General features: G+C 33.8%; 25 protein-coding genes. 18 read left to right on the top strand and 7 right to left on the bottom strand.

Annotated features, from left to right (window positions below; all coding sequences use genetic code 11):
- Positions 1–24 precede the first annotated feature (24 nt).
- From C3L50_RS02040 to C3L50_RS01965, 16 genes are all read left to right on the top strand, one after another.
- Positions 25–555, top strand: a complete 531-nt coding sequence (locus C3L50_RS02040) for a carboxymuconolactone decarboxylase family protein (protein ID WP_103804453.1) — start codon at positions 25–27, stop codon at positions 553–555.
- 65 nt (positions 556–620) lie between these two features.
- Positions 621–1043, top strand: coding sequence for a nuclear transport factor 2 family protein (locus C3L50_RS02035; protein ID WP_103804452.1), 423 nt, complete (start codon positions 621–623; stop codon positions 1041–1043).
- 5 nt (positions 1044–1048) lie between these two features.
- A complete protein-coding gene (locus C3L50_RS02030; protein WP_103804450.1) occupies positions 1049–1678 on the top strand; it encodes a pyridoxamine 5'-phosphate oxidase family protein in 630 nt (209 codons plus the stop codon).
- Positions 1679–1701: 23 nt separating this feature from the next.
- The gene (locus C3L50_RS02025) at positions 1702–2580 is read left to right on the top strand and encodes a helix-turn-helix domain-containing protein (protein WP_103804449.1); all 879 of its coding nucleotides are present in this window, start codon (positions 1702–1704) and stop codon (positions 2578–2580) included.
- Positions 2581–2677: 97 nt separating this feature from the next.
- On the top strand, positions 2678–3274 hold the full coding sequence (locus C3L50_RS02020; protein ID WP_103804447.1) for a peroxiredoxin-like family protein: 597 nt from the start codon (positions 2678–2680) through the stop codon (positions 3272–3274).
- A gap of 6 nt (positions 3275–3280) precedes the next feature.
- Positions 3281–3700: a DM13 domain-containing protein gene (locus tag C3L50_RS02015; RefSeq protein ID WP_103804445.1), complete on the top strand. Its 420-nt coding sequence runs from the start codon at positions 3281–3283 to the stop codon at positions 3698–3700.
- Between the two features lie 10 nt (positions 3701–3710).
- The gene (locus C3L50_RS02010) at positions 3711–4610 is read left to right on the top strand and encodes a hypothetical protein (RefSeq protein ID WP_103804444.1); all 900 of its coding nucleotides are present in this window, start codon (positions 3711–3713) and stop codon (positions 4608–4610) included.
- A gap of 12 nt (positions 4611–4622) precedes the next feature.
- Positions 4623–5084 carry a YHS domain-containing (seleno)protein gene (locus C3L50_RS02005; RefSeq protein ID WP_103804442.1) on the top strand — a complete coding sequence of 154 codons (462 nt, stop codon included), beginning with the start codon at positions 4623–4625 and terminating at the stop codon, positions 5082–5084.
- Between the two features lie 7 nt (positions 5085–5091).
- Positions 5092–5478 (top strand): DoxX family protein, encoded by a 387-nt coding sequence (locus C3L50_RS02000; RefSeq protein ID WP_103804441.1) that lies wholly within the window; start codon positions 5092–5094, stop codon positions 5476–5478.
- A gap of 2 nt (positions 5479–5480) precedes the next feature.
- Positions 5481–5969 (top strand): hypothetical protein, encoded by a 489-nt coding sequence (locus C3L50_RS01995; RefSeq protein ID WP_103804439.1) that lies wholly within the window; start codon positions 5481–5483, stop codon positions 5967–5969.
- Complete coding sequence (locus C3L50_RS01990) at positions 5957–6667, top strand: NRDE family protein (protein WP_103804438.1); 711 nt, start codon at positions 5957–5959, stop codon at positions 6665–6667. Before C3L50_RS01995 ends, C3L50_RS01990 begins: the two co-directional genes overlap by 13 nt.
- Before the next feature lie 11 nt (positions 6668–6678).
- On the top strand, positions 6679–7713 hold the full coding sequence (locus tag C3L50_RS01985) for an ATP-grasp domain-containing protein (protein ID WP_103804436.1): 1035 nt from the start codon (positions 6679–6681) through the stop codon (positions 7711–7713).
- Positions 7714–7716: 3 nt separating this feature from the next.
- Positions 7717–8367 (top strand): hypothetical protein, encoded by a 651-nt coding sequence (locus tag C3L50_RS01980; RefSeq protein WP_103804434.1) that lies wholly within the window; start codon positions 7717–7719, stop codon positions 8365–8367.
- Between the two features lie 168 nt (positions 8368–8535).
- A complete protein-coding gene (locus C3L50_RS01975) occupies positions 8536–9213 on the top strand; it encodes an SDR family NAD(P)-dependent oxidoreductase (protein WP_103804433.1) in 678 nt (225 codons plus the stop codon).
- A gap of 53 nt (positions 9214–9266) precedes the next feature.
- Positions 9267–9869 (top strand): SprT-like domain-containing protein, encoded by a 603-nt coding sequence (locus C3L50_RS01970; RefSeq protein WP_103804432.1) that lies wholly within the window; start codon positions 9267–9269, stop codon positions 9867–9869.
- A 132-nt stretch (positions 9870–10001) separates the two neighbouring features.
- Positions 10002–11063 carry a mannose-1-phosphate guanylyltransferase gene (locus C3L50_RS01965; protein ID WP_103804430.1) on the top strand — a complete coding sequence of 354 codons (1062 nt, stop codon included), beginning with the start codon at positions 10002–10004 and terminating at the stop codon, positions 11061–11063.
- A 99-nt stretch (positions 11064–11162) separates the two neighbouring features.
- Here C3L50_RS01965 and C3L50_RS01960 read toward each other — a convergent pair whose 3' ends face one another.
- The 6 genes from C3L50_RS01960 to C3L50_RS01935 all read right to left on the bottom strand — a co-directional run bounded on the left by C3L50_RS01960 (position 11163) and on the right by C3L50_RS01935 (position 15784).
- Positions 11163–11924 (bottom strand): ABC transporter ATP-binding protein, encoded by a 762-nt coding sequence (locus C3L50_RS01960; protein WP_103804429.1) that lies wholly within the window; start codon positions 11922–11924, stop codon positions 11163–11165.
- Positions 11924–12670: an MlaE family ABC transporter permease gene (locus tag C3L50_RS01955; RefSeq protein WP_103804427.1), complete on the bottom strand. Its 747-nt coding sequence runs from the start codon at positions 12668–12670 to the stop codon at positions 11924–11926. The genes C3L50_RS01960 and C3L50_RS01955 overlap by 1 nt, the downstream gene beginning before the upstream one ends.
- Before the next feature lie 67 nt (positions 12671–12737).
- Positions 12738–13586 (bottom strand): glycosyltransferase, encoded by an 849-nt coding sequence (locus C3L50_RS01950; protein WP_103804426.1) that lies wholly within the window; start codon positions 13584–13586, stop codon positions 12738–12740.
- 23 nt (positions 13587–13609) lie between these two features.
- Positions 13610–14140 carry a methyltransferase gene (locus C3L50_RS01945; protein ID WP_103804424.1) on the bottom strand — a complete coding sequence of 177 codons (531 nt, stop codon included), beginning with the start codon at positions 14138–14140 and terminating at the stop codon, positions 13610–13612.
- A gap of 80 nt (positions 14141–14220) precedes the next feature.
- On the bottom strand, positions 14221–15279 hold the full coding sequence (locus C3L50_RS01940) for a 3-oxoacyl-ACP synthase III family protein (RefSeq protein WP_103804423.1): 1059 nt from the start codon (positions 15277–15279) through the stop codon (positions 14221–14223).
- A gap of 142 nt (positions 15280–15421) precedes the next feature.
- Positions 15422–15784, bottom strand: coding sequence for a group III truncated hemoglobin (locus C3L50_RS01935; RefSeq protein WP_103804421.1), 363 nt, complete (start codon positions 15782–15784; stop codon positions 15422–15424).
- An 82-nt stretch (positions 15785–15866) separates the two neighbouring features.
- On the opposite strand from C3L50_RS01935, the gene C3L50_RS01930 reads away from it, so the two are divergent.
- A complete protein-coding gene (locus C3L50_RS01930; RefSeq protein WP_103804420.1) occupies positions 15867–16397 on the top strand; it encodes a hypothetical protein in 531 nt (176 codons plus the stop codon).
- Positions 16398–16470: 73 nt separating this feature from the next.
- On the opposite strand, the gene gcvP is transcribed toward C3L50_RS01930, so the two are convergent.
- On the bottom strand, positions 16471–19320 hold the full coding sequence (gcvP, locus tag C3L50_RS01925; RefSeq protein ID WP_103804418.1) for an aminomethyl-transferring glycine dehydrogenase: 2850 nt from the start codon (positions 19318–19320) through the stop codon (positions 16471–16473).
- A 135-nt stretch (positions 19321–19455) separates the two neighbouring features.
- Here gcvP and C3L50_RS01920 point away from each other — a divergent pair, with 135 nt between their 5' ends.
- Positions 19456–20271 (top strand): UbiA prenyltransferase family protein, encoded by an 816-nt coding sequence (locus tag C3L50_RS01920; RefSeq protein WP_103804417.1) that lies wholly within the window; start codon positions 19456–19458, stop codon positions 20269–20271.
- Positions 20272–20273 lie beyond the last annotated feature (2 nt).

Here is a 20273-nt window from a genome sequence, read left to right as displayed (position 1 = left end):
CAAGCAATTTTAAACAAAACAAAAATGACAACATTTACAGTTCCAGCAAGAGAAGAAGTTTCAGAAAACAATCAATTAGTTTTTGATAATTTGCAAAAGGCATTAGGATTTGTTCCTAATTTGTATGCCACAATTGGGTATTCTAAAAACGGTTTAGAGCGATTTTTAGCCTATCAAAACGCCAAAACATCTTTGTCTAATAAAGAGAAAGAAGCAGTAAATTTAATTGTAAGCCAAGTTAACGGATGTGTGTATTGCCAAAGCGCTCATTTGGTTTTAGGAAAAATGAACGGGTTTTCAGAAGATCAATTGCTAGATATCAGAAAAGGGAAATCTTCGGATACTAAATTAAATGCTTTGGTACAATTAGCCGCTGATGTTACTGAAAATAAAGGAAAAGCAAGCTCAGACAAAGTAGATGCTTTTTTCTCGCAAGGATATAACAACGAAAATCTGGTGGATTTAATTCTTCAAATAAGCGATAAAACGGCGATGAATTATTTGCATAATCTAACTCAGATACCTGTAGATTTTCCATTAGCTCCAGCGCTTTAATTTGTAAATTGGCAAACCAATTCAATTTGGGTTGGTTTGTTTTTTTAACTCTTAAACAATGAAATATGAATACAATTGAACAAAAATTTCCGTTGCCTCCATTCAGTTTGGAAACAGCTTTGCAAAAAGTGCAACTAGCAGAAGATGCCTGGAATAGTAAAGATCCAGATCGTATTTCTAAAGCCTATACCATAAATACCGAATGGCGAAACAGAACGGATTTTATAAATGGCAGAGATGAGGTAGTTGTTTTTTTAAAAGGAAAATTTGATAAAGAGAAAAATTATAAGCTTAAAAAGGAACTTTGGGGTTTTCGCGAAAACAGAATTGCTGTTCGGTTTGAATATGAATATCAAAATCAAGAAGGCCAATGGTTCAGAGCGTATGGAAATGAAAATTGGGAGTTTGATGAAAATGGCCTGATGCAAAAAAGATTTGCCAGTATTAATGATTTGCCAATTGAAGAAAAGGATAGAAAATTAAAATAATTGTTATGGCTAAAAATTTTGCCGAAATAGCATTTTCGGATGCTGTTAAGAAGCTGCAGGAAGAACACGGCAGCCGAAAGGGATATGAAAGAATGGAAAAATTCAATGTCATTGATGGTTTGTCCGAAAATGAAATGGGTTTTATAGCCAATCGGGATAGTTTTTATTTGGCTTCCATTGGCGAAAAAAACTATCCATATATTCAGCATCGTGGCGGTCCTAAAGGCTTCTTGAAAGTCTTGGATAAAGATACTATTGGTTTCATTGATTTTTCAGGAAACAAACAATACATATCTGTTGGTAATTTTGCGACTAATAATAATGCAGCATTAATTTTGGTGGATTATCCAGCAAGGGCGAGATTGAAAATTTTTGCTAAAGCCGAAATTGCTGAGCTCAAAGATAATCCTCAACTGCTGGCTAAACTCGATTTAGGTGAATATGAGTTTCGTCCGGAGCGAATAATCCTTTTTCATATTGAGGCTTTTGATTGGAATTGTCCACAACATATCAAACCCCGTTTTACTGTTGAAGAAATACAAATAGCTTTTGAACCAAAATTTCAATACATTTCAAAATTAGAAGAAGAAATAGAGAGTCTTAAAAATAAATTGAAAGCATCAGGTTTAAGCTAAATAGGTTGTAAAATTTGAATTCTATGATAAATCAGTCCGACTTTACCTTAATAAATCCACAAAATGGAAATCTTGCTTTTAAGCTGTTTTCTTTTATGGATAATACTCATTTTGATCAAATTCAAAGAGTAAACTATTATTCTTTGATTTGGATTAAAAAAGGAAAAGGTACCGTTAAAGTTGATTTTTCAGAATATGATTTTGTCGAAAATCAATTGCTCTCGTTCGCACCTTATCAGCCATTTATGATTGAGCCAAACAATTCGATAGAGGGTGTCGTGATTCGGTTTCATCCCGATTTTTTTTGCATAATTAAGCATCATCAAGAGGTAGCCTGCAATGGTGTTTTGTTTAATAATATATATCAGCCACCCTATATTACTCTTGATGAAGTTTCGAAAACAACTTTGGAAATGGTTTTAGAACAAATGAAAGTCGAGATGCAAAATACGGCATTGGCACAGTACGAACTTTTGATTTCTTATTTAAAAATATTTTTAATAACAGCATCTCGTCTTAAGAAAGAACAGCATCCAGAGGTGTTGTTGGACGTTTCAGATAAAGAGCCTTTTATACTTCAAAATCTAAAAAATTACATAGAAATTCATTTCAAAACAAAACACACAGCAAGAGATTATGCCGATTTGCTGCATATTACTCCCAAGGCATTAGCAAAAATTACCAAAAATCATTTCAACAAAACGCTTACTAATTTAATTGCCGAGCGGATTATTATTGAAGCCAAAAGAGAACTATATCTTACCAATAAGCCGGTCAAAGAAATCGCCTTTGAATTGGGTTATAACGATGAGCATTATTTTAGCCGTTTTTTTAAAACCAATGCTTATGTTTCACCCCAAATGTATCGCGATACGGTGGGTTTTGCCAGAGCTTCCAGTTAAAAGTAACTATTTTGCTCAAACTGTAAATTAGCCGACAATTCGTTTTTTCATATTGAAGTAATTTTACATTGTTATTAAAAATGTAAAACTTGAAACTATGAAAAAAACACTTTTTATTCTACTCGTAATAGTGAGTTTTGTCACCAATGCTCAAAATGCACTTCCTAAAGTCGCAACGGATATATCTCCTTTATTGATAGGAGAGAAAATCCCAAACCTTAGTTTAAAATCTTCTGAAAATGCTGATGTAAAGATTTCTGATTTGCTTAACGATAAAAAAACTGTCTTGATTTTTTACCGTGGCGGTTGGTGTCCCTATTGTAATATGCATTTGTCTGCACTGTCTGAAGCCGAAAACCAAATCATCGATTTAGGATTTCAAATTATTGCAGTAAGTCCAGATGCTCCTGAAAATTTAAAAATTACTAAAGAAAAAGATAAAATAAAATATACTTTGCTTTCGGATTCCAAAGGTGAATTAATCAAAGCGGTAGGGATTGCTTTTGAAGTTCCAGAAAACTATAAATCAGTTATTAACGTAAATTCAAATGGAGTTAACTCTAGTTTTTTGCCAGTTCCAGCAGTTTTTGTGGTTAATGAAGATTCAGATATACTTTTCGAATATATTTCACCCGATTTCAAACATCGAATAACATCGGATTTGTTAGTGCCAGTTTTAAAAAATTTAAAATAAATCAAGATGAGAACTGTATTTTTAGTATTCGGATTGTTTGTCATCATATGTTCTTGTGAAGTGCAGGGCGATTTAACAAGCAATACTATTGCTCCAGCACCAGTTTCTCCAATTTCAATTCTAAAAAGTCAGGGAGATTTTGTGCCAACATCAGGAATATCAGTGGCTGGTGGAGTGAAAATTTATTTCGAAGCAAATCAATACAAATTAAAATTAGAAAATTTTTCTATTTCCGATGGTCCTGATTTGAAAGTGTATCTATCTAAAACAAGTACTCCCACAGAATTTGTTAATTTGGGAAATCTAAATCCAGCTATGATTTATTCAATCCCGGAATCGGTTATTATTTCCGATTATAAATACGTACTCATTAATTGCCAGCAATACAATCATTTGTTTGCGGTTGCATCATTAATTCAAAATTAAATCTAGAACTATGAAAAAGATATTTTTTATTGTTTCGTTTGCTTTAATTGTGAATTTTTCGTTTGCACAAGGTTGTAGTGATGCTGGTTTGTGTTCTATTAATCACGCTTTTCAATCTAATGAAAAAGAATTTAGAAATACTATTGAAGTAGCTGCCATTCTTGGAGCAGGAGAATCGGATGTGAAATATTTTTCTCCTTATATTAGTTATACCAAACGTTTTAACGAACACTATTCTTTTACTTCCAAGGTTGCTTTTTCCGCGGCAAAAGGAAGTTTTGGAACAAAGAGCCAATTTGGTGATGCTTATTTAATTGGAAATTATACTTTTAAAGAAAAGAATAAAAAGCAGTGGAGCACACTTGTGGGTTTGAAATTTCCTTTTAATTCCTCTAATCTTAAAATTAACGGCTATTCTTTGCCAATGGATTACCAATCCAGTTTAGGAACGATGGACTTGTTTTTGGGAACAAATCTGCATTACAAGAAATGGGATTTTAATGGCGCTGTCCAAATTCCGGTAATCAATTCGAATAAAAACTCGTATTTCAAAGAATATAGCGGACCAGATGATTTTCCTTCGACAAATTTGTTTGAACGCAAACCCGATGCGTTGTTAAGAGCTACTTATTCGATAAAAACAACTAATAATAAATTTACCATTAAACCCAATCTGTTGTTTATTTATCATTTAGGAGAAGATAGTTTTGAAAATATTTTTGGAAAAAGAGAAACCATTGCTGGTTCGGATGGGCTGACCATAAATGGAAATCTGATTACTGCTTATGACATCAATAAGCAAAATGGGATTGAGCTTTCGTTAGCCACTCCATTTGTAGTCCGTGAAGTGCGTCCAGACGGATTGACTCGAAGTTTTGTTGCCGGAATTTTATATAAATATTCATTTTAAGTTTCATAGATTATGAAAAAAGTATTCCTCGTTGTTATGTTAGGATTGATTTCCTTAACCAGTTTTTCGCAAAATGACGCTAAAAGAATAGCGCAATTTAATTTAGAAAATAAAGTGGCCATTCAAGGCTACGATCCTGTGGCTTATTTTAAACAAAACAAAGCAGTAAAAGGAAAAAATGAATTGACGGCTTCTTATATGGGAGTTGTATATAAATTTTCATCAGCCGAAAATAAAGCTGTTTTTCTAAAAAATCCGGCAAATTTTGAACCACAATTTGGCGGTTGGTGTGCTTTTGCAATGGGTGATTCAGGCGATAAAGTCGAAATAAACCCCGAAACTTTTAAAATTATGGACGGAAAACTCTATTTATTTTACAATGCATTTTTTAATAATACGTTGAAAAACTGGAATAAAAATGAAGCTAATTTGAAAGCTAAAGCAGAAAACAACTGGAGAAAAATTTATAAATAGTAAAGCGATGAAAAAAAATCAAATAACCTGGATTTTAAGAATAGTGGCTTCGGTAATTTTAGTGCAAACTTTGTATTTCAAATTTACGGCAGCACCCGAAAGTATTTATATATTTTCTACCTTAGGTATAGAACCTTATGGACGAATAGGTTCTGGAATTGCCGAATTAATTGTAGCCATATTGCTTTTAATTCCAAAAACAACCTGGCTTGGTGCTTTGGGCGGTTGTGGAGTTATGATTGGTGCCATTTTTTCGCATATATTTGTTTTAGGGGTTGAAGTTCAGGGAGATGGAGGATTTCTTTTTGCGCTGGCTTTAATTACATTCATATGTTGTTTAGTGCTGCTTTATTTGGATAGATATAAAGTGTTTAACTTTCTAAAAATAAAATAATTATGTTGATACAATCCATACATCAAAGTTTAGACGAGTTAACTAATTTGTTAGATCAATTGTCTGATACTGATTATTCTAAATCTTGTAAAGCGTTAAGTAATTCAACCATTGGCGAGCATACGCGACACATTATCGAAATGTTTCAATGTCTTCAAAATAGTTATGCTTCTGGACTATTGAATTATGATAATCGAGAACGAAATCAGCGCATTCAAACAGAATCAGTATTTGCAAAGCAATGTATTTTTGATGTAAAAATAGGTCTTCAAAATGAAGACAAAACAATCTATTTAGAACAAGTGATAAACGGACTTGTTCTAAGGATTCAAAGCAATTATTACAGAGAACTGCTGTATAATTTAGAACATTGCATTCATCATCAGGCATTGATAAAAGTGGCTGTTTTGCAATATGAAAATATTTTAATAAATGAAAATTTTGGTGTGGCTCGCTCCACCATAGAATACAGAAAACAATGTGTACAGTAAGTTTTGTACGTAATAATGATGAGGTAATAATCACTTCTAATCGGGATGAAAAAGTGATTCGCCCAAGTGCCATTCTACCCCAAAGCTATACGTTTAACGGTAAAAATCTAATGTATCCCAAAGATCAGAAAGCAGGAGGAACCTGGTTTGTTGCAGATGCGAATGGAACGGTTTTGGTAGTGTTGAATGGAGGAATCATCAAACATGAAGTTCATCTTTCGTATAGGAAAAGTCGTGGATTAATTGCTTTGGATATAATAGCTTCAGACTCACCTAAAGAATTTTGGAAGCAGATCAATCTCGAAAACATTGAACCTTTTACTTTGGTTTTATATCAAGACAAAGCACTCTATGAACTGATTTGGGATGGTTCCAAAAAAAGAACGACTCAGTTAGACGAATCACAAAATTATATTTGGTCGTCAGTTACTTTATATCCTGAAGCAATCAGAAAAAAACGTTCGGATTGGTTTGCTGATTTTTTGAAAAACAAAACAACTGTTGCCGCTTCAGATATGCTCGATTTTCATCAAAACACATCAGGGGATGATTCTGAAAATGGCTTGATTATCAATCGAGAAAATGTTTTAAAAACAGTGAGTATTACTCAAGTAACCATTAAAAGAAACAAAAGCGTTATTGATTATCGCGATTTAATTGCCGAACAGGAATTTTCAACCGCTTTTATTAGTATTTAATAAATTAACAGATGAAATTATTTTTTCATAAACTAACCCATTGGGAGTATTGGCCTTTTCAGGTTTTGTATATTCCTATTTATTTTCTTTGGGTTTATTATGCCTTTAAGGCAAGATCTATTTTTTTCTTTAATGCGTCCAATCCAACTATAAAAAACGGAGGTTTTATAATGGAAAGCAAAAAAGCTATTTATGATTTGATTCCGCAGCAATATTATCCCAAAACAATTTTAATCAAAGAAAAAACCGCAGTTGAAATAGTAGAAAGAAGTATTGCAGAAAATAAAATTCATTTTCCTTTTATCGCCAAACCAGATATAGGCTTGCGTGGTTCAGCGGTAAAAAAAATCTCATCGTTTAGTGAATTAAAAGACTATTTGGGCAAAGCCAATTTTGATTTTTTAGTGCAAGATTTAATTCCGTATCCAAATGAAGTGGGAATTTTTTATATACGTTATCCAAATGAAAAAGCAGGCAGAATAACTGGAATTGTAGCTAAAGAATTCTTGATTATTGAAGGAGATGGTGTTTCGACTGCCGAAGAATTAATCAAGAAAAATCCACGTTATGAATTGCAGTTGAAAGTTTTGAAACAGGAATACGGAAAACAATTGTTTGCCATTTTGCCCAAAGGCGAAAAACTAAATTTGGTTCCGTATGGCAATCACGCTCGTGGCGCAAAGTTTATAGATATAAGTCATTGGATTACGCCAAAACTGACCCAAACTCTAAATGAAATCTGCCTTAAAATTCCAGGTTTTTATTTTGGAAGAATGGATGTAATGTACAATACTTTTGAGGAATTAGAAAAAGGCGACAGCTTTCAAATTGTAGAATTAAATGGAGCAGCAAGCGAACCCACACATATTTATGATCCCAAAAATTCCTTGTTTTTTGCTTGGAAAGAACTGGCACGACACATCACTTATATGTATAAAATTAGTGTTCAAAATCACAAAAAAGCAATTCCCTATTTGTCACACAAAGAAGGAATGCAAGAATATCGATTGCATTTGGAGCAAAACAAAAAGATTCTTAATTTTTAATAAATGAAAGCATTAAAAAATATTTTTTTTGGTTTTTTAGTAAGCTTTATAGGTTCATTGCCTCTTGGTTATTTGAATATTATTGGGGTAGAAGTTTTTACTACATTAGGCATAAATGCATTGGTTTATTATTTGTTCGGAGTAATTTTAGTCGAGGCATTCGTAATTTATTTGACCGTTATTTTTGCCAATCAATTAGTTGAAAATCAAAAATTAATGAAGTTGATTAATTTTTTCGCCGTTTTTTTCTTTCTGTTGTTGGCTTATTTATTTTATGCAAACTCCAATCTAACCTTAGAAGAAAATAATTATTTAGCCAATTATGTTCACTATTCTCCTTTTTTAATTGGGATGGTTTTGTGCGGATTTAATTTTCTTCAAATACCTTTTTGGGTAGGTTGGAATTTGTATTTACTGAATGCCAATTCTATCTCATTGGTCAATAAGCTTAAATATTATTATATATCAGGAATAGTAATAGGAACTTTTTTTGGGATGCTGTCCGCCATACTTCTGTTGGATTCGTTTTCCAAAATCACATTTTCTTTTTCAAAATATATTGTACCAATTGTGATCCCTTTGTTTTTTATAGCACTCGCAGTTTTTCAAGCATATAAAGTGTATAAAAAATATTTTAGGGCCAAAAGGAATTAAATTTAAGAACTATTTTCGGAGAGAGTAGGTGTTAATTCTATCTGTTTTTTTTAAATCTGTGAAAATCTGTGACCAAAAACATTTAGTCACGCTGCCGTAAAAGTCCAAAAGCTTCTTTTTTGAAATTTTCGGATCATTTTTTTTAAAGATTTTGCTTATTTTCGCTTTATGAAAAACATTATCATCACAGGAACTTCAAGAGGAATTGGTTATGAATTGGCTTTGCAGTTTGCCAATGCTGGACATCAGGTTTTGGCCATTTCCAGAAAAACGCCTCAAGCATTTATTGAAAATTCAAATATAACTTGCCTTTCCATAGATTTATCCGATGAAAACGAAATGCACAAAGTAGAAAATTTTCTTTCAAATTCTTGGAAAAATGTGGACATCATCATTCATAACGCAGGAAGTTTAATTTGCAAACCATTTGAAACCTTAACCCAAACCGATTTCGAAAATATTTATAAAGTTAACGTTTTTGGAGTGGCCAATTTGACTCGGGTTTGTATTCCGTATTTGCAAAAAGGAAGCCACGTAGTTACGATTAGTTCAATGGGTGGTGTTCAAGGCAGTTTAAAATTTGCAGGTTTGGCAGCGTATAGTTCGAGTAAAGGAGCGGTAATTACCCTGTCAGAATTATTGGCAGAAGAATACAAAGAAAGAGGAATTTCGTTTAATGTTTTAGCACTTGGAGCCGTTCAAACCGAAATGTTACAAGAAGCTTTTCCAGGTTATGAAGCACCCATTTCAGCAAATGAAATGGCCAATTATATTTTTGACTTCGCCTTAACTGGAAATAAATATTACAACGGAAAAGTACTGCAAGTTTCATCCACGAATCCGTAAAAACTTAAATTCCAAATTTTTAAATCCCAAATCCTAAATCCCAAAACTCACAATTGTCCGAAACCTTATCAAAATACTTGCCTGAACACGCCGTAAAACCAGTTTTTGAGCTGATTGTTACCAATCAAGTGCATCTCAAAATTGTGAATGAAAGGCAAACTCGTCACGGCGATTATCGAAAAGGATTGACAGGTAAACATGAAATTACGGTCAATGCCAACCTGAATAAATACCGATTTTTGATTACGCTAATTCACGAAATTTCGCATTTGGTTGCTTTTGAAAAATTTGGACGAAATATAAAACCTCACGGCAATGAGTGGAAATATACTTTTCAACGGTTGATGATTCCTTATATCCGCCCCGAAATATTTCCAAATACGATTTTGCCCTTGGTGGCTAATCATTTCAGAAATCCCACCGCTAGCAGCGATACCGATGCGCGACTTGCTTTTGCATTAAAACAATTTGACGAAAGAAAAGCCGATATTCATTATATTCACGAAGTACCATCTGGCAGTTTATTCCGAATTAAAAATGGAAGAATTTTTAAGAAAAATGGACTTCGAACCAAACGATATGAATGTATTGAAGTAAATACTGGAAGATTATTCTTGTTTAATGCCAATGCCGAAGTCGAAATAATTCCAGGATAATGTTAGTTGAACGTAAAAAAATGCATTTTAACGAAAGACAAAACTCAATTGTGTTTTTGATGCTTTGATTTAGATTATAATAAATACATTTGTAGCCAAAAGATTGATATTTATTAAATAAAGATATAAAAAATGAATAAAAATTATTACGCAATTATAATGGCTGGTGGAGTTGGATCTCGATTTTGGCCAGTAAGTACGACCGAATTTCCAAAACAATTTCACGATATGCTTGGGGCAGGGGAAACCTTAATCCAAAAGACCTTCAGTAGATTGTCGAAATTGATTCCAGTGGAAAATATATTGGTTTTAACCAATGAAAAATACAATGCTATTGTATTGGAGCAATTGCCATTGGTAAAACAAGAGCAAGTTTTGTTAGAACCAGCCATGCGAAATACAGCTCCTTGTATTTTATATGCTTCGCTAAAAATTCAAAAACAAAATCCAGATGCTGTTATGGTTGTTGCACCAAGCGATCACTGGATTGAAGACGAAAATGAATTTGCAGCCAATTTAAAGCAATGCTTTGATTTTTGCGCCAATGAAAATGCGTTGATGACACTTGGAATTCAACCCACATTCCCAAACACTGGTTTTGGATATATTGAATATGACAAAACCGATGCTAATCCAATCAAAAAAGTATCGCAATTTCGAGAAAAACCAGATTATGAAACGGCAAAATCGTTCTTAAAAAGCGGTAATTTCTTGTGGAATGGTGGTATTTTTATTTGGAGTGCCAAATCGATAACTGAAGCTTTCGAAAAGTTTCAACCACAGATGAACGCCTTGTTTCTTAAAGGTTTAGAAAGTTATAATACTCCTGCCGAGAAAACTTTCATCGAAGAGAATTATGCTTTATCCGAAAATGTTTCTATTGATTATGCCGTGATGGAAAGCGCCAAAAATGTTTATGTTCTTCCAGCTACTTTTGATTGGAACGACTTGGGAACTTGGGGTCAGCTTCACGAAAAACTAGATAAAGATGAGAATAAAAATGGGGTTATTAATGCAAAAGTTGTCTTAGAAAATGCCTCAGGTAATATCATCAGGTCTGATGCCGATAAAATCATCGTTGTTGATGGTTTGCACGATTACATTATTGTGGACAAAGAGGGAGTTCTACTTATTTACCCTAAAAGTAAAGAGCAAGATATAAAACGAATAACAACTTTGGCAAATAAACTTTAATTTAGTTATTCATTTATAGGTGTATTCAGTTCGTATAAAAGACTATGCAAATTTAAAAACGGGTTCTATCTAAAAAAAAATATTTAGATAGAACTTTTTTTATTCCTTCAAATAAGCTTCTCTGACTTTTTTGAACAAATTTGAAGAATAAACGAAGTCAACAACAGCTTCGTTGTCTGTTCTGAAAATTTCTTCTTTTGTGCCTTCCCATTCTTTTAAACCATTTTTAAGAAAGACAATTTTTTCGCCAATTTCCATCACAGAATTCATATCGTGGGTGTTGATTACTGTCGTGATGTTATACTCTTCGGTAATTTCTCGGATAAGATTATCAATTAGAGTTGCCGTGTTTGGGTCTAAACCTGAGTTGGGTTCGTCACAAAAAAGATATTTTGGATTGTTCACAATGGCTCTAGCGATGGCAACCCGCTTTTGCATTCCTCCCGATATTTCGGAGGGTAATTTATTATGAGCGCCAACTAAAGCGACTCTTTCTAAAACAAAATCAACACGCTCTTGTATCTTTTTTTTGTTGTCGTTTGTGAACATTTTTAATGGAAATCCAACATTTTCAGATACGGTCATCGAGTCAAAAAGGGCGCTTCCTTGAAAAAGCATTCCTATTTCGGTTCGCAATTCGCGTTTTTCATCCGAGTTGAGGTCGGAATATATTCTGCCATCAAAAGAAATTGTTCCTACTTCAGGAGTGTGAATTCCGAGTAGTGATTTCAATAAAACGGTTTTCCCTGAACCACTTTGCCCAATAATTAAATTCGTTTTTCCAGCTTCAAAAATTGTAGAAACGCCTTTAAGAATTTTGGTTTCACCAAATGATTTTTCTATGTTTTTAATTTCTATCATTAGGTTAAAAGTAATTGTGTTAGTATATAATTCACTAAAATAATTAAAACCGATGTCCAAACAAAGGCAACGGTACTTGCTTTCCCTACTTCAAGTGCGCCACCTTTCATATAATAGCCGTGAAAAGCAGGAATAGACGCTAGTAATATTCCAAAAATGAAAGTTTTAATAAAGGCATAGGTAACGTGAAAAGGTTCGAAATTAATTTGTAAACCATCGATAAAATCTGAACTAGCACCAAACCCACCGTAAACTGCTGCAATATACCCACCAAAAACGCCCAGAAACATACTAATCCCAATTACGAATGGATACAAAAGAACAGCAATTAGTTTGGGGAAAACCAAATAATTTAAGGAGTTTACTCCCATAACTTCTAAGGCATCTATTTGTTCGGTTACTCGCATAGACCCAATACTTGATGTAATAAAGGAACCCATTTTTCCAGCCATAATTACCGAAATAAAAGTTGGTGCAAACTCTAGAATTACCGATTCTCGTGTGGCATAACCAATAAGAGTTTTGGGAATCAAAGGGTTATTTAAATTTAATGCGGTTTGAATAGAAACAACACCGCCTACAAAGAAGGAAATGAAAGCCACTATTCCTAAGGAGTCAATAATTAAGTCATCAATTTCCTTGAAGATGAGCCCTCTCATTACAGACCATTTGGTTTGTTTGCTGAAAATTTCTTTCCACATCAAGAAGTATTTTCCGATTTGGGATAAATAGCGAAGAAGCATCATAATTTTTAAATATTGTCAAAAATACTAAGAAGTTGTGAGTTATAAGTTATGAGTTATGAGTTTTAACTTAAAACAATTTCTCCTTCATTTTCTGCAAACGATAGTTTCTTATGAATTTGGCTTGTTCGGGATTAACTAACATTGGTTTTTTGGAAGTTTTAGCTTTCCAAAACCCTTGAATGTAATCTAAAAAAAGTAAAGGTTTTTTCTTCATCATTGCCAATTTAGCCGATGCAATTGCGGTAATAAAAAATCCATAGCCCAAGGTATAAAAGGCCTCTCCTTGTTTATAACGAGCCGTTTTGTTGTAGTTAGCACCCGTTGGTTTCAGGTGTTTTACGTGCAAACTTTCGTCGGTAACTACTTTCCAATTGTAGTATTTGCAAAGTAGCTCATCAACAGTATCCCAGCCCATAGCTGGTTTTAAGCCACCAATTTGTTTGAAAGTTGCTGCGCGATACGCTTTCAATGCGCCTCGAATGTGATCTTTATCCGTTAGATTTTCCAGAATCCAATTGCCATTTTTTTCGATATAACAAAATCCGCCAGCCATTCCAATTCGTTCATCGGATTGAAAATGTTTGATAATCGTTTCGAAATAATTTGCTGGAAAAATTAAATCGGAATCAATTTTTACAATCAAATCATAATTTTCATCCAAGGTTTCGAATCCTTTCTGGAAAGCCTGAATGACTTTGCTTCCAGGTAAATGGATGTTTTCGGAAGTTTTGTTTACCAATTGAATCCAAGGATGTTTTTGAGAATAAGAGCTAACTATTTCGGCAGTTTTATCTGTGGAATTGTCATTGACGATGATTAATTTGCTAGGCAAAACTGTTTGATTGACTAGACTGTCTAATGTTAGCTGTATAAATGCTTCTTCGTTGTAGGCAGGTGCAATGATGTAATAACGCATAAGTGTATTCTTTTTTCTTTGCTCTATTCTCTTTTTTCTTTAACTGCATAAACGATATAATACCTCGGCGTAAAAAATCGCAACAAGGGACGAAAACCAATTTTCTTTACAGGATGTGTAAATTTTTCTCTGTCGATGATTTTCCAACCGGTTTTTTCCAACAACCAGTCTAATTGCCAATCTTCAAATTCGTGGTAATGTCTGTCCCACATATCGGTTTTACTGCGATAAGCTGATGAAAACCACAAACGCAATGGAATTGAAATTAGCAATTTGTCACATTTTACATTTTCTAAAACCGTGTAAGGATTCAATAAATGTTCAAAGATTTCGAAAGCTGTAAAAACAGTGTAGCTTTCGTTTTGCAATGCCGTTTGATTGTTGTCAATATCTTCGCCAGTAGTGTTTTTTACAGTATATCCGTTTTCGATCATTATTTTCGAAAAAGGATTAGGAACACCTAAATCGAAAATAATTTCGGAAGTCGAAATGTGTTTTTGTAAAAATTCTAAAGTGTGTTTGAATCTTTTATTGGGAAATGTTTTTTCGTACATAAAGTGATGTTTGTAGTTTATAGTTTATGGTTTATAGTTGTGTTAAAACCACGAACAAAAAGCCATAAACCACAAACTTTTTAATATCTATAAACAAAAGCATTGATATTCATCCCAGCACCAACCGATGCAAAAATTAAAATATCTCCTTTATTGATTTCGTGATTTTCTAATTTTCCTTGCAAAATAAGGTCGTAAAGTGTTGGTACGGTTGCCACACTACTATTTCCTAAATCGTGAATGCTCATTGGCATAATGTTTTCAGGAGGGGTTTTGCCGTATAATTTGTAAAAACGGTGAATGATGGCTTCGTCCATTTTTTCGTTGGCTTGGTGAATTAGGATTTTCTTTACATCGTCTATGTCTAATCCGCTTTTGTCGAGGCAACTTTTCATTGCTGCGGGTACATTGCTTAAGGCAAATTCGTAAATTTTTCGACCAAACATTTTTATGTATTTTGTGTCTGAGGCTAAATCTGGATTGTATGATTTTCCAAAAAATAAATAGCCTGCTTCATCATTGGCGAAAGTGGCACTTTCGTAAGACAACATTCCTGTTTCGTCATCTGATGCTTCAATAATTGTGGCTCCAGCACCATCAGAATAAATCATAGAATCTCTATCATGATCATCAACAACTCTGGAAAGTGTTTCGGCTCCAATAACCAAGCAACGTTTTGCCATACCCGAAAGGATAAAAGCATTGGCTTGCATCACGCCTTCAACCCAGCCAGGACAGCCAAAAAGGATGTCATAGGCAACACATTTTGGATTTTTTATTTGTAATTTATGTTTGACGCGTGTGGCCAAACTTGGAATTATATCCGATTGAGTGGTTCCTGATTTTACATCACCAAAATTGTGAGCAAAAATAATATAATCTATAGTTTCGGGATCAATACCTGCATTTTCAATCGCTTTTTGCGAAGCTAAAAAAGCTAAATCAGAGGAACATTGGTCTGGGGCAGCATATCGTCTTTGGTCTATTCCTGTGATGCTTTTAAATTTTTTGATTACAATTTCATTTGGATATCCAAATGAACTACCATCTTCATTCAAAAACACATGTTTGTCAAAATCAGAATTGGCAACTTGAATTTCGGGAATGTAACTCCCTACACCTGTTATTTTAATTTTCATTGTAAATAAATAAATAATATCATGCTAAATTATAGATAATAATTGAGATTTTCAGATAAAATATACTATGCGCGCATATAATTATTGAAAAGTGTGTATTTTAGCAAATTTCTGATGATATGTTGCTAAAAACAACAAAACGCTACATTTTTATTTTCATCACTGTTGCAATCGAAAGGGCTCTTGTTTTCATATTTTCGGCAATTTGACCTGCAAAATTTTTGTCAATTGTGGTGTTGAAATAATGGAGCCAAATAGCAAAATGTTCTTCAGAAAGTTTTGATTGTTGATTTAAATCCAAATGAATTTGCATCACATTTTTTTGGTAACTACCCCTGTCAAAAAGGATTTGTTCCCAAAAATCGACTAAGTCTAATAAATGAGGTTCTAAATCTATTTTTGCTATTTGGGTAAATATAAAACTGATTTTACTATCGCCAAGTAATTTTTTGTAGAATTCGCTCATTAATAAATGTAAATCCTCGCGTGTTTGAATGTCTGTCATAATGGGTGTAAATTTAGCTATTAATTTTTATTTGTGTAAGATTTGTTTTGTATATTTGTGTCTAATTTAAAAAAAAATAAAAATGAAGAAAATTATTTTATTGTTTGCAATTGCTATGTTTTCAGGTTCAATTTATGCTCAAGTAGATGTAATTACAAAACATAATGGAGAAATTGTAAAAGGGAAGGTTATTCGTGTTGACGAATACGTTGTTGTTTATAAATATGACGGAGAAGATGCAGAGAACTCTATTGGAAAATATGCCATAGAAAAAATTGTCTATGGAAAAAGTGGACGAGTAGAAGAAGTTACTGAAAAAATTGTTGTCAATGGAGAAAATGATTGGGATAAAGTTATAATTCTTGAAGACAAATCATATATAGCTGGATTAAAAAAAGTTGGTGAAATTAAAGGTAAAACTGCGTTTATCAACATGCACACCGGAAACACAGGAGATTCAAAAGCTGATAAAAAACTCAAGATGGAAGCTGCAAAATTGGGATGCCCGTTTGTATTTATGACAGCCGATAAAGATATTAATGAATCTGGGGCCAATGGAGTTTCATTTGGTGCAGTACAAGCTATTAGAAAAGGAATAGCATACAAATATTAGTTTTCTATTAAATGAAAAACAAAAAATGCCTCGTAAAAATACGAGGCATTTTTTATATGAATCATTGAAGTTTTTAATTTTCTACGTAAGCCTCAATCGGCGCGCAACTACAAACCAAGTTTCTGTCTCCATAAGCGTCATCGGCTCTACGAACGGTTGGCCAGAATTTGTTTTCTGCAATATAATCTAATGGGAAAGCAGCTTGTTCTCTGGTGTAAGGAAAGTTCCAAACATCGGCAGTAAGCATTCCTAAAGTGTGTGGAGCATTTTTCAAGACGTTGTTTTTATCTTCTAATGTCGAAGCTTCAATTTCTTCTCTGATAGAAATCATTGCGTCACAAAAACGGTCTAATTCTTCTAGATTTTCGCTTTCAGTAGGTTCAATCATCAAGGTGCCAGCAACTGGGAAAGATACCGTTGGTGCATGAAAACCGTAATCCATCAAACGTTTGGCAATATCAGTTACTTCGATACCTTTTTGTTTGAAAGGGCGACATTCTAAGATCATTTCGTGAGCTGCACGACCCATTTCTCCAGAATATAGAGTGTCGTAATGTCCGTTTAATTTTTCTTTAATATAATTGGCATTCAAAATGGCGTGTTCAGTAGAGCTTTTTAAACCTTCGGCACCCAACATCGAAATATAACCGTAAGAAATTAAGCAAACCAAAGCCGAACCCCAAGGAGCAGCAGAAATAGCAGAAATAGCATTTTCGCCACCAGTTGAAACTACTGGATTTGTTGGTAAAAACGGAACTAAATGTTTCGCTACACAAATAGGGCCAACACCTGGTCCACCACCACCGTGAGGAATGGCGAATGTTTTATGTAAATTCAAGTGGCAAACGTCAGCTCCAATGGTTGCTGGATTTGTTAATCCAACTTGTGCATTCATATTGGCTCCGTCCATATAGACTTGACCACCGTTTTCGTGAATAATTTTTGTAATTTCTTGGATAGCACTTTCAAAAACACCGTGAGTCGAAGGATAAGTAACCATTAAACAAGACAAATCGTCTTTGTATTCGATAGCTTTTTGACGTAAATCTTCCACGTCGATATTTCCGTTTTCTAGTGTTTTAGTTACAATTATTTTCATTCCTGCCATTGCTGCCGAAGCAGGATTTGTTCCGTGTGCTGATGAAGGAATAAGCGCAACATTTCTATGGTGGTCACCACGAGATTGATGATACGCACGAATCACCATAAGTCCAGCATATTCGCCTTGCGCACCTGAGTTGGGTTGCAAAGTAGTTCCTGCAAAACCAGTAATTACGTTTAATTGTTGTTCGAGTTTTGACAACATTTCTTGATACCCTTGCACTTGATCTAATGGAGCAAAAGGGTGAATGTTGTTCCAATTGGCATTGCTTAATGGCAACATTTCGGCTGCAGCATTCAATTTCATGGTACAAGAACCTAACGAAATCATCGAGTGATTTAGGGATAAATCTTTGCGTTCTAGTTTTTTGATATAACGCATCAAATCGGTTTCGGAATGGTGTTTGTTGAAAATATCATATTCCAAAAATGTAGAAGTTCTTTCTAAATTAGCAGGAAAATGATTGGTTTCTGTTAAAGTTTCTATTGCTGTTGCCTGAGTATTATTTGCAGAAGCGAAAACAGAAATAATTTTATTCAAATCGGGAATACTTGTAGTTTCGTTCAAAGAAATGGAAACTGTATTTTCGTCAATATAGTAGAAATTAATTTCGTTTTGTTCTGCTATTGTTTTTACTTTTTTGGCATCGGCTTTTACAACAATGGTGTCAAAGAAAGCGGAGTTGGTTTGCTCGAAACCTAATTTTCCTAATTCGTTTGACAAAGTTGCAGCCAATGAATGGATTTTATTGGCAATATATCTCAAGCCTTTTGGTCCGTGATACACTACATACATTCCAGCCATTACGGCTAATAAAACTTGGGCTGTACAGATATTTGAAGTTGCTTTTTCTCGTTTTATGTGTTGTTCACGTGTTCCTAAAGCCATTCGAAGCGCACGATTTCCGTCGGTATCTATTGTTACGCCAATAATTCTTCCTGGCATACTTCTTTTGTATTCGTCTTTTGTGGCAAAATAAGCAGCATGTGGTCCGCCATAACCCAACGGAATTCCGAAACGTTGCGTGGTTCCTACTACAACAGCTGCTCCCATTTCTCCCGGAGGAGTTAGTTTTGCTAGACTTAAAATATCGGCAGCAACGGCTACTTTTATTTCGTTGTTTTTTGCATTGGCAATAAAATTAGTATAGTCGTGAACTTGTCCAAATTTGCCCGGATATTGAAGGATGGCTCCAAAAAACTCTGAAGAAAAATCAAAAGTTTCGTGGTTTCCAACAACCAATTCTATTCCGATTGGAGTTGAACGAGTTTCTAAAACCGATAAAGTTTGTGGTAAAATCTCTTCTGATACGAAGAATTTATTGATGTTATTTTTCTTTTGATCACGAGAACGAACGTCAAATAACAACGCCATAGCTTCGGCTGCAGCTGTTCCTTCGTCCAATAAAGAAGCGTTGGCAATTTCCATTCCTGTCAATTCAATAACCATCGTTTGGAAATTCAAAATAGCTTCTAATCGACCTTGTGCAATTTCGGCTTGATAGGGTGTGTAAGCGGTGTACCAACCCGGATTTTCAAAAATATTTCTCTGAATAACAGCAGGAACAATAGCCTGATTGTAGCCTAAACCAATATAGGATTGGAACATTTTATTTTTATTGCCCAAATGTTGAATATGGTTTGAATACTCATATTCAGTCATCGCTGGGTCTAAATCTAGTGGTTCTTTTAGGCGAATATCATCAGGAAGCGTTTCGTAAATCAGTTGTTCGATAGATTCAACTCCAATGGTTTTCAACATATGTTGAATATCGTTTTCTCTCGGCCCAATATGTCTTAAAGCAAAAGCATCTGTTTTCATGTAGTGATAAAAGTGTTGTTTTTTGAGCCGCAAATTTACGGAGAAATATCAGAAAAAAAGGAGCTAAAGGGATTGATTTTTAGGAATTTTTCAACTAAAACCCTGTCTTGTTAACAGTTTTGTTATTTTTGTAAAATGAGGATTCTAAGAAAAGTTTTCGATTTTTATATAGACGGCAGTATTCACGTGGGTTTGTCTTGTCTATCTTTGATAATGATGACTCAAAATATGTTTCATATTATAGGAGATGATTGGATTGGTTATTTTGGTTTTTTCGGATCTGTTTTGGGTTATAACTTTGTGAAATATGAAGGTTTGGCCAGAGCCAAAAATAAAATTGGACTAAAACTGAAATTAATTCTAATTCTGAGTTTTTTGTCGTTGCTCGTAGCTGTTTTTTGTTTTTTACAATTGCAACGTATTACGCAAATCGTTTCTGTTGTAGTTTTTATTCTAACATTATTATATACACTTCCTTTCTTTCCAAATAGAAAAAATGCTCGAAATTGGGCTGGCGTAAAAATTTATATTGTGGCGCTGTGCTGGGTTGGAGTAACAGTTGTTTTGCCAATTCTGGATTCAGGAATTTCAATTACTTCCGATTTTTATCTTAAATGTATCCAACGGTTTATATTGATTTTTGTATTGATATTGATTTTTGAAATAATTGATTTAGCAAAAGATGACCCACATTTGAAAACTGTTCCTCAGCAAATAGGAGTGAAGCGGACTAAAAATTTGGGATATATTTTGTTGATGATTTTTTGTGTTTTAGAATTTTTCAATAGTAATTTCAATGGTACTATTGAGTACTTACTTTTGGTTATTGCTATTGCTGTTATTGTCACTTTGTTTTTGTTTTTTGTGAATGAGAAACGTTCCAAATATTACACTTCTTTTTGGGTAGAAAGTGTGCCTATTTTGTGGTGGTGGTTGGTTTTAGTTTTTTAAAT

Source organism: Flavobacterium alvei (assembly GCF_002920895.1).
GTDB lineage: Bacteria > Bacteroidota > Bacteroidia > Flavobacteriales > Flavobacteriaceae > Flavobacterium > Flavobacterium alvei.
The sequence above is the reverse complement of the archived record's forward strand: the minus strand, read 5'-3'. Positions and strand labels throughout refer to the sequence as shown.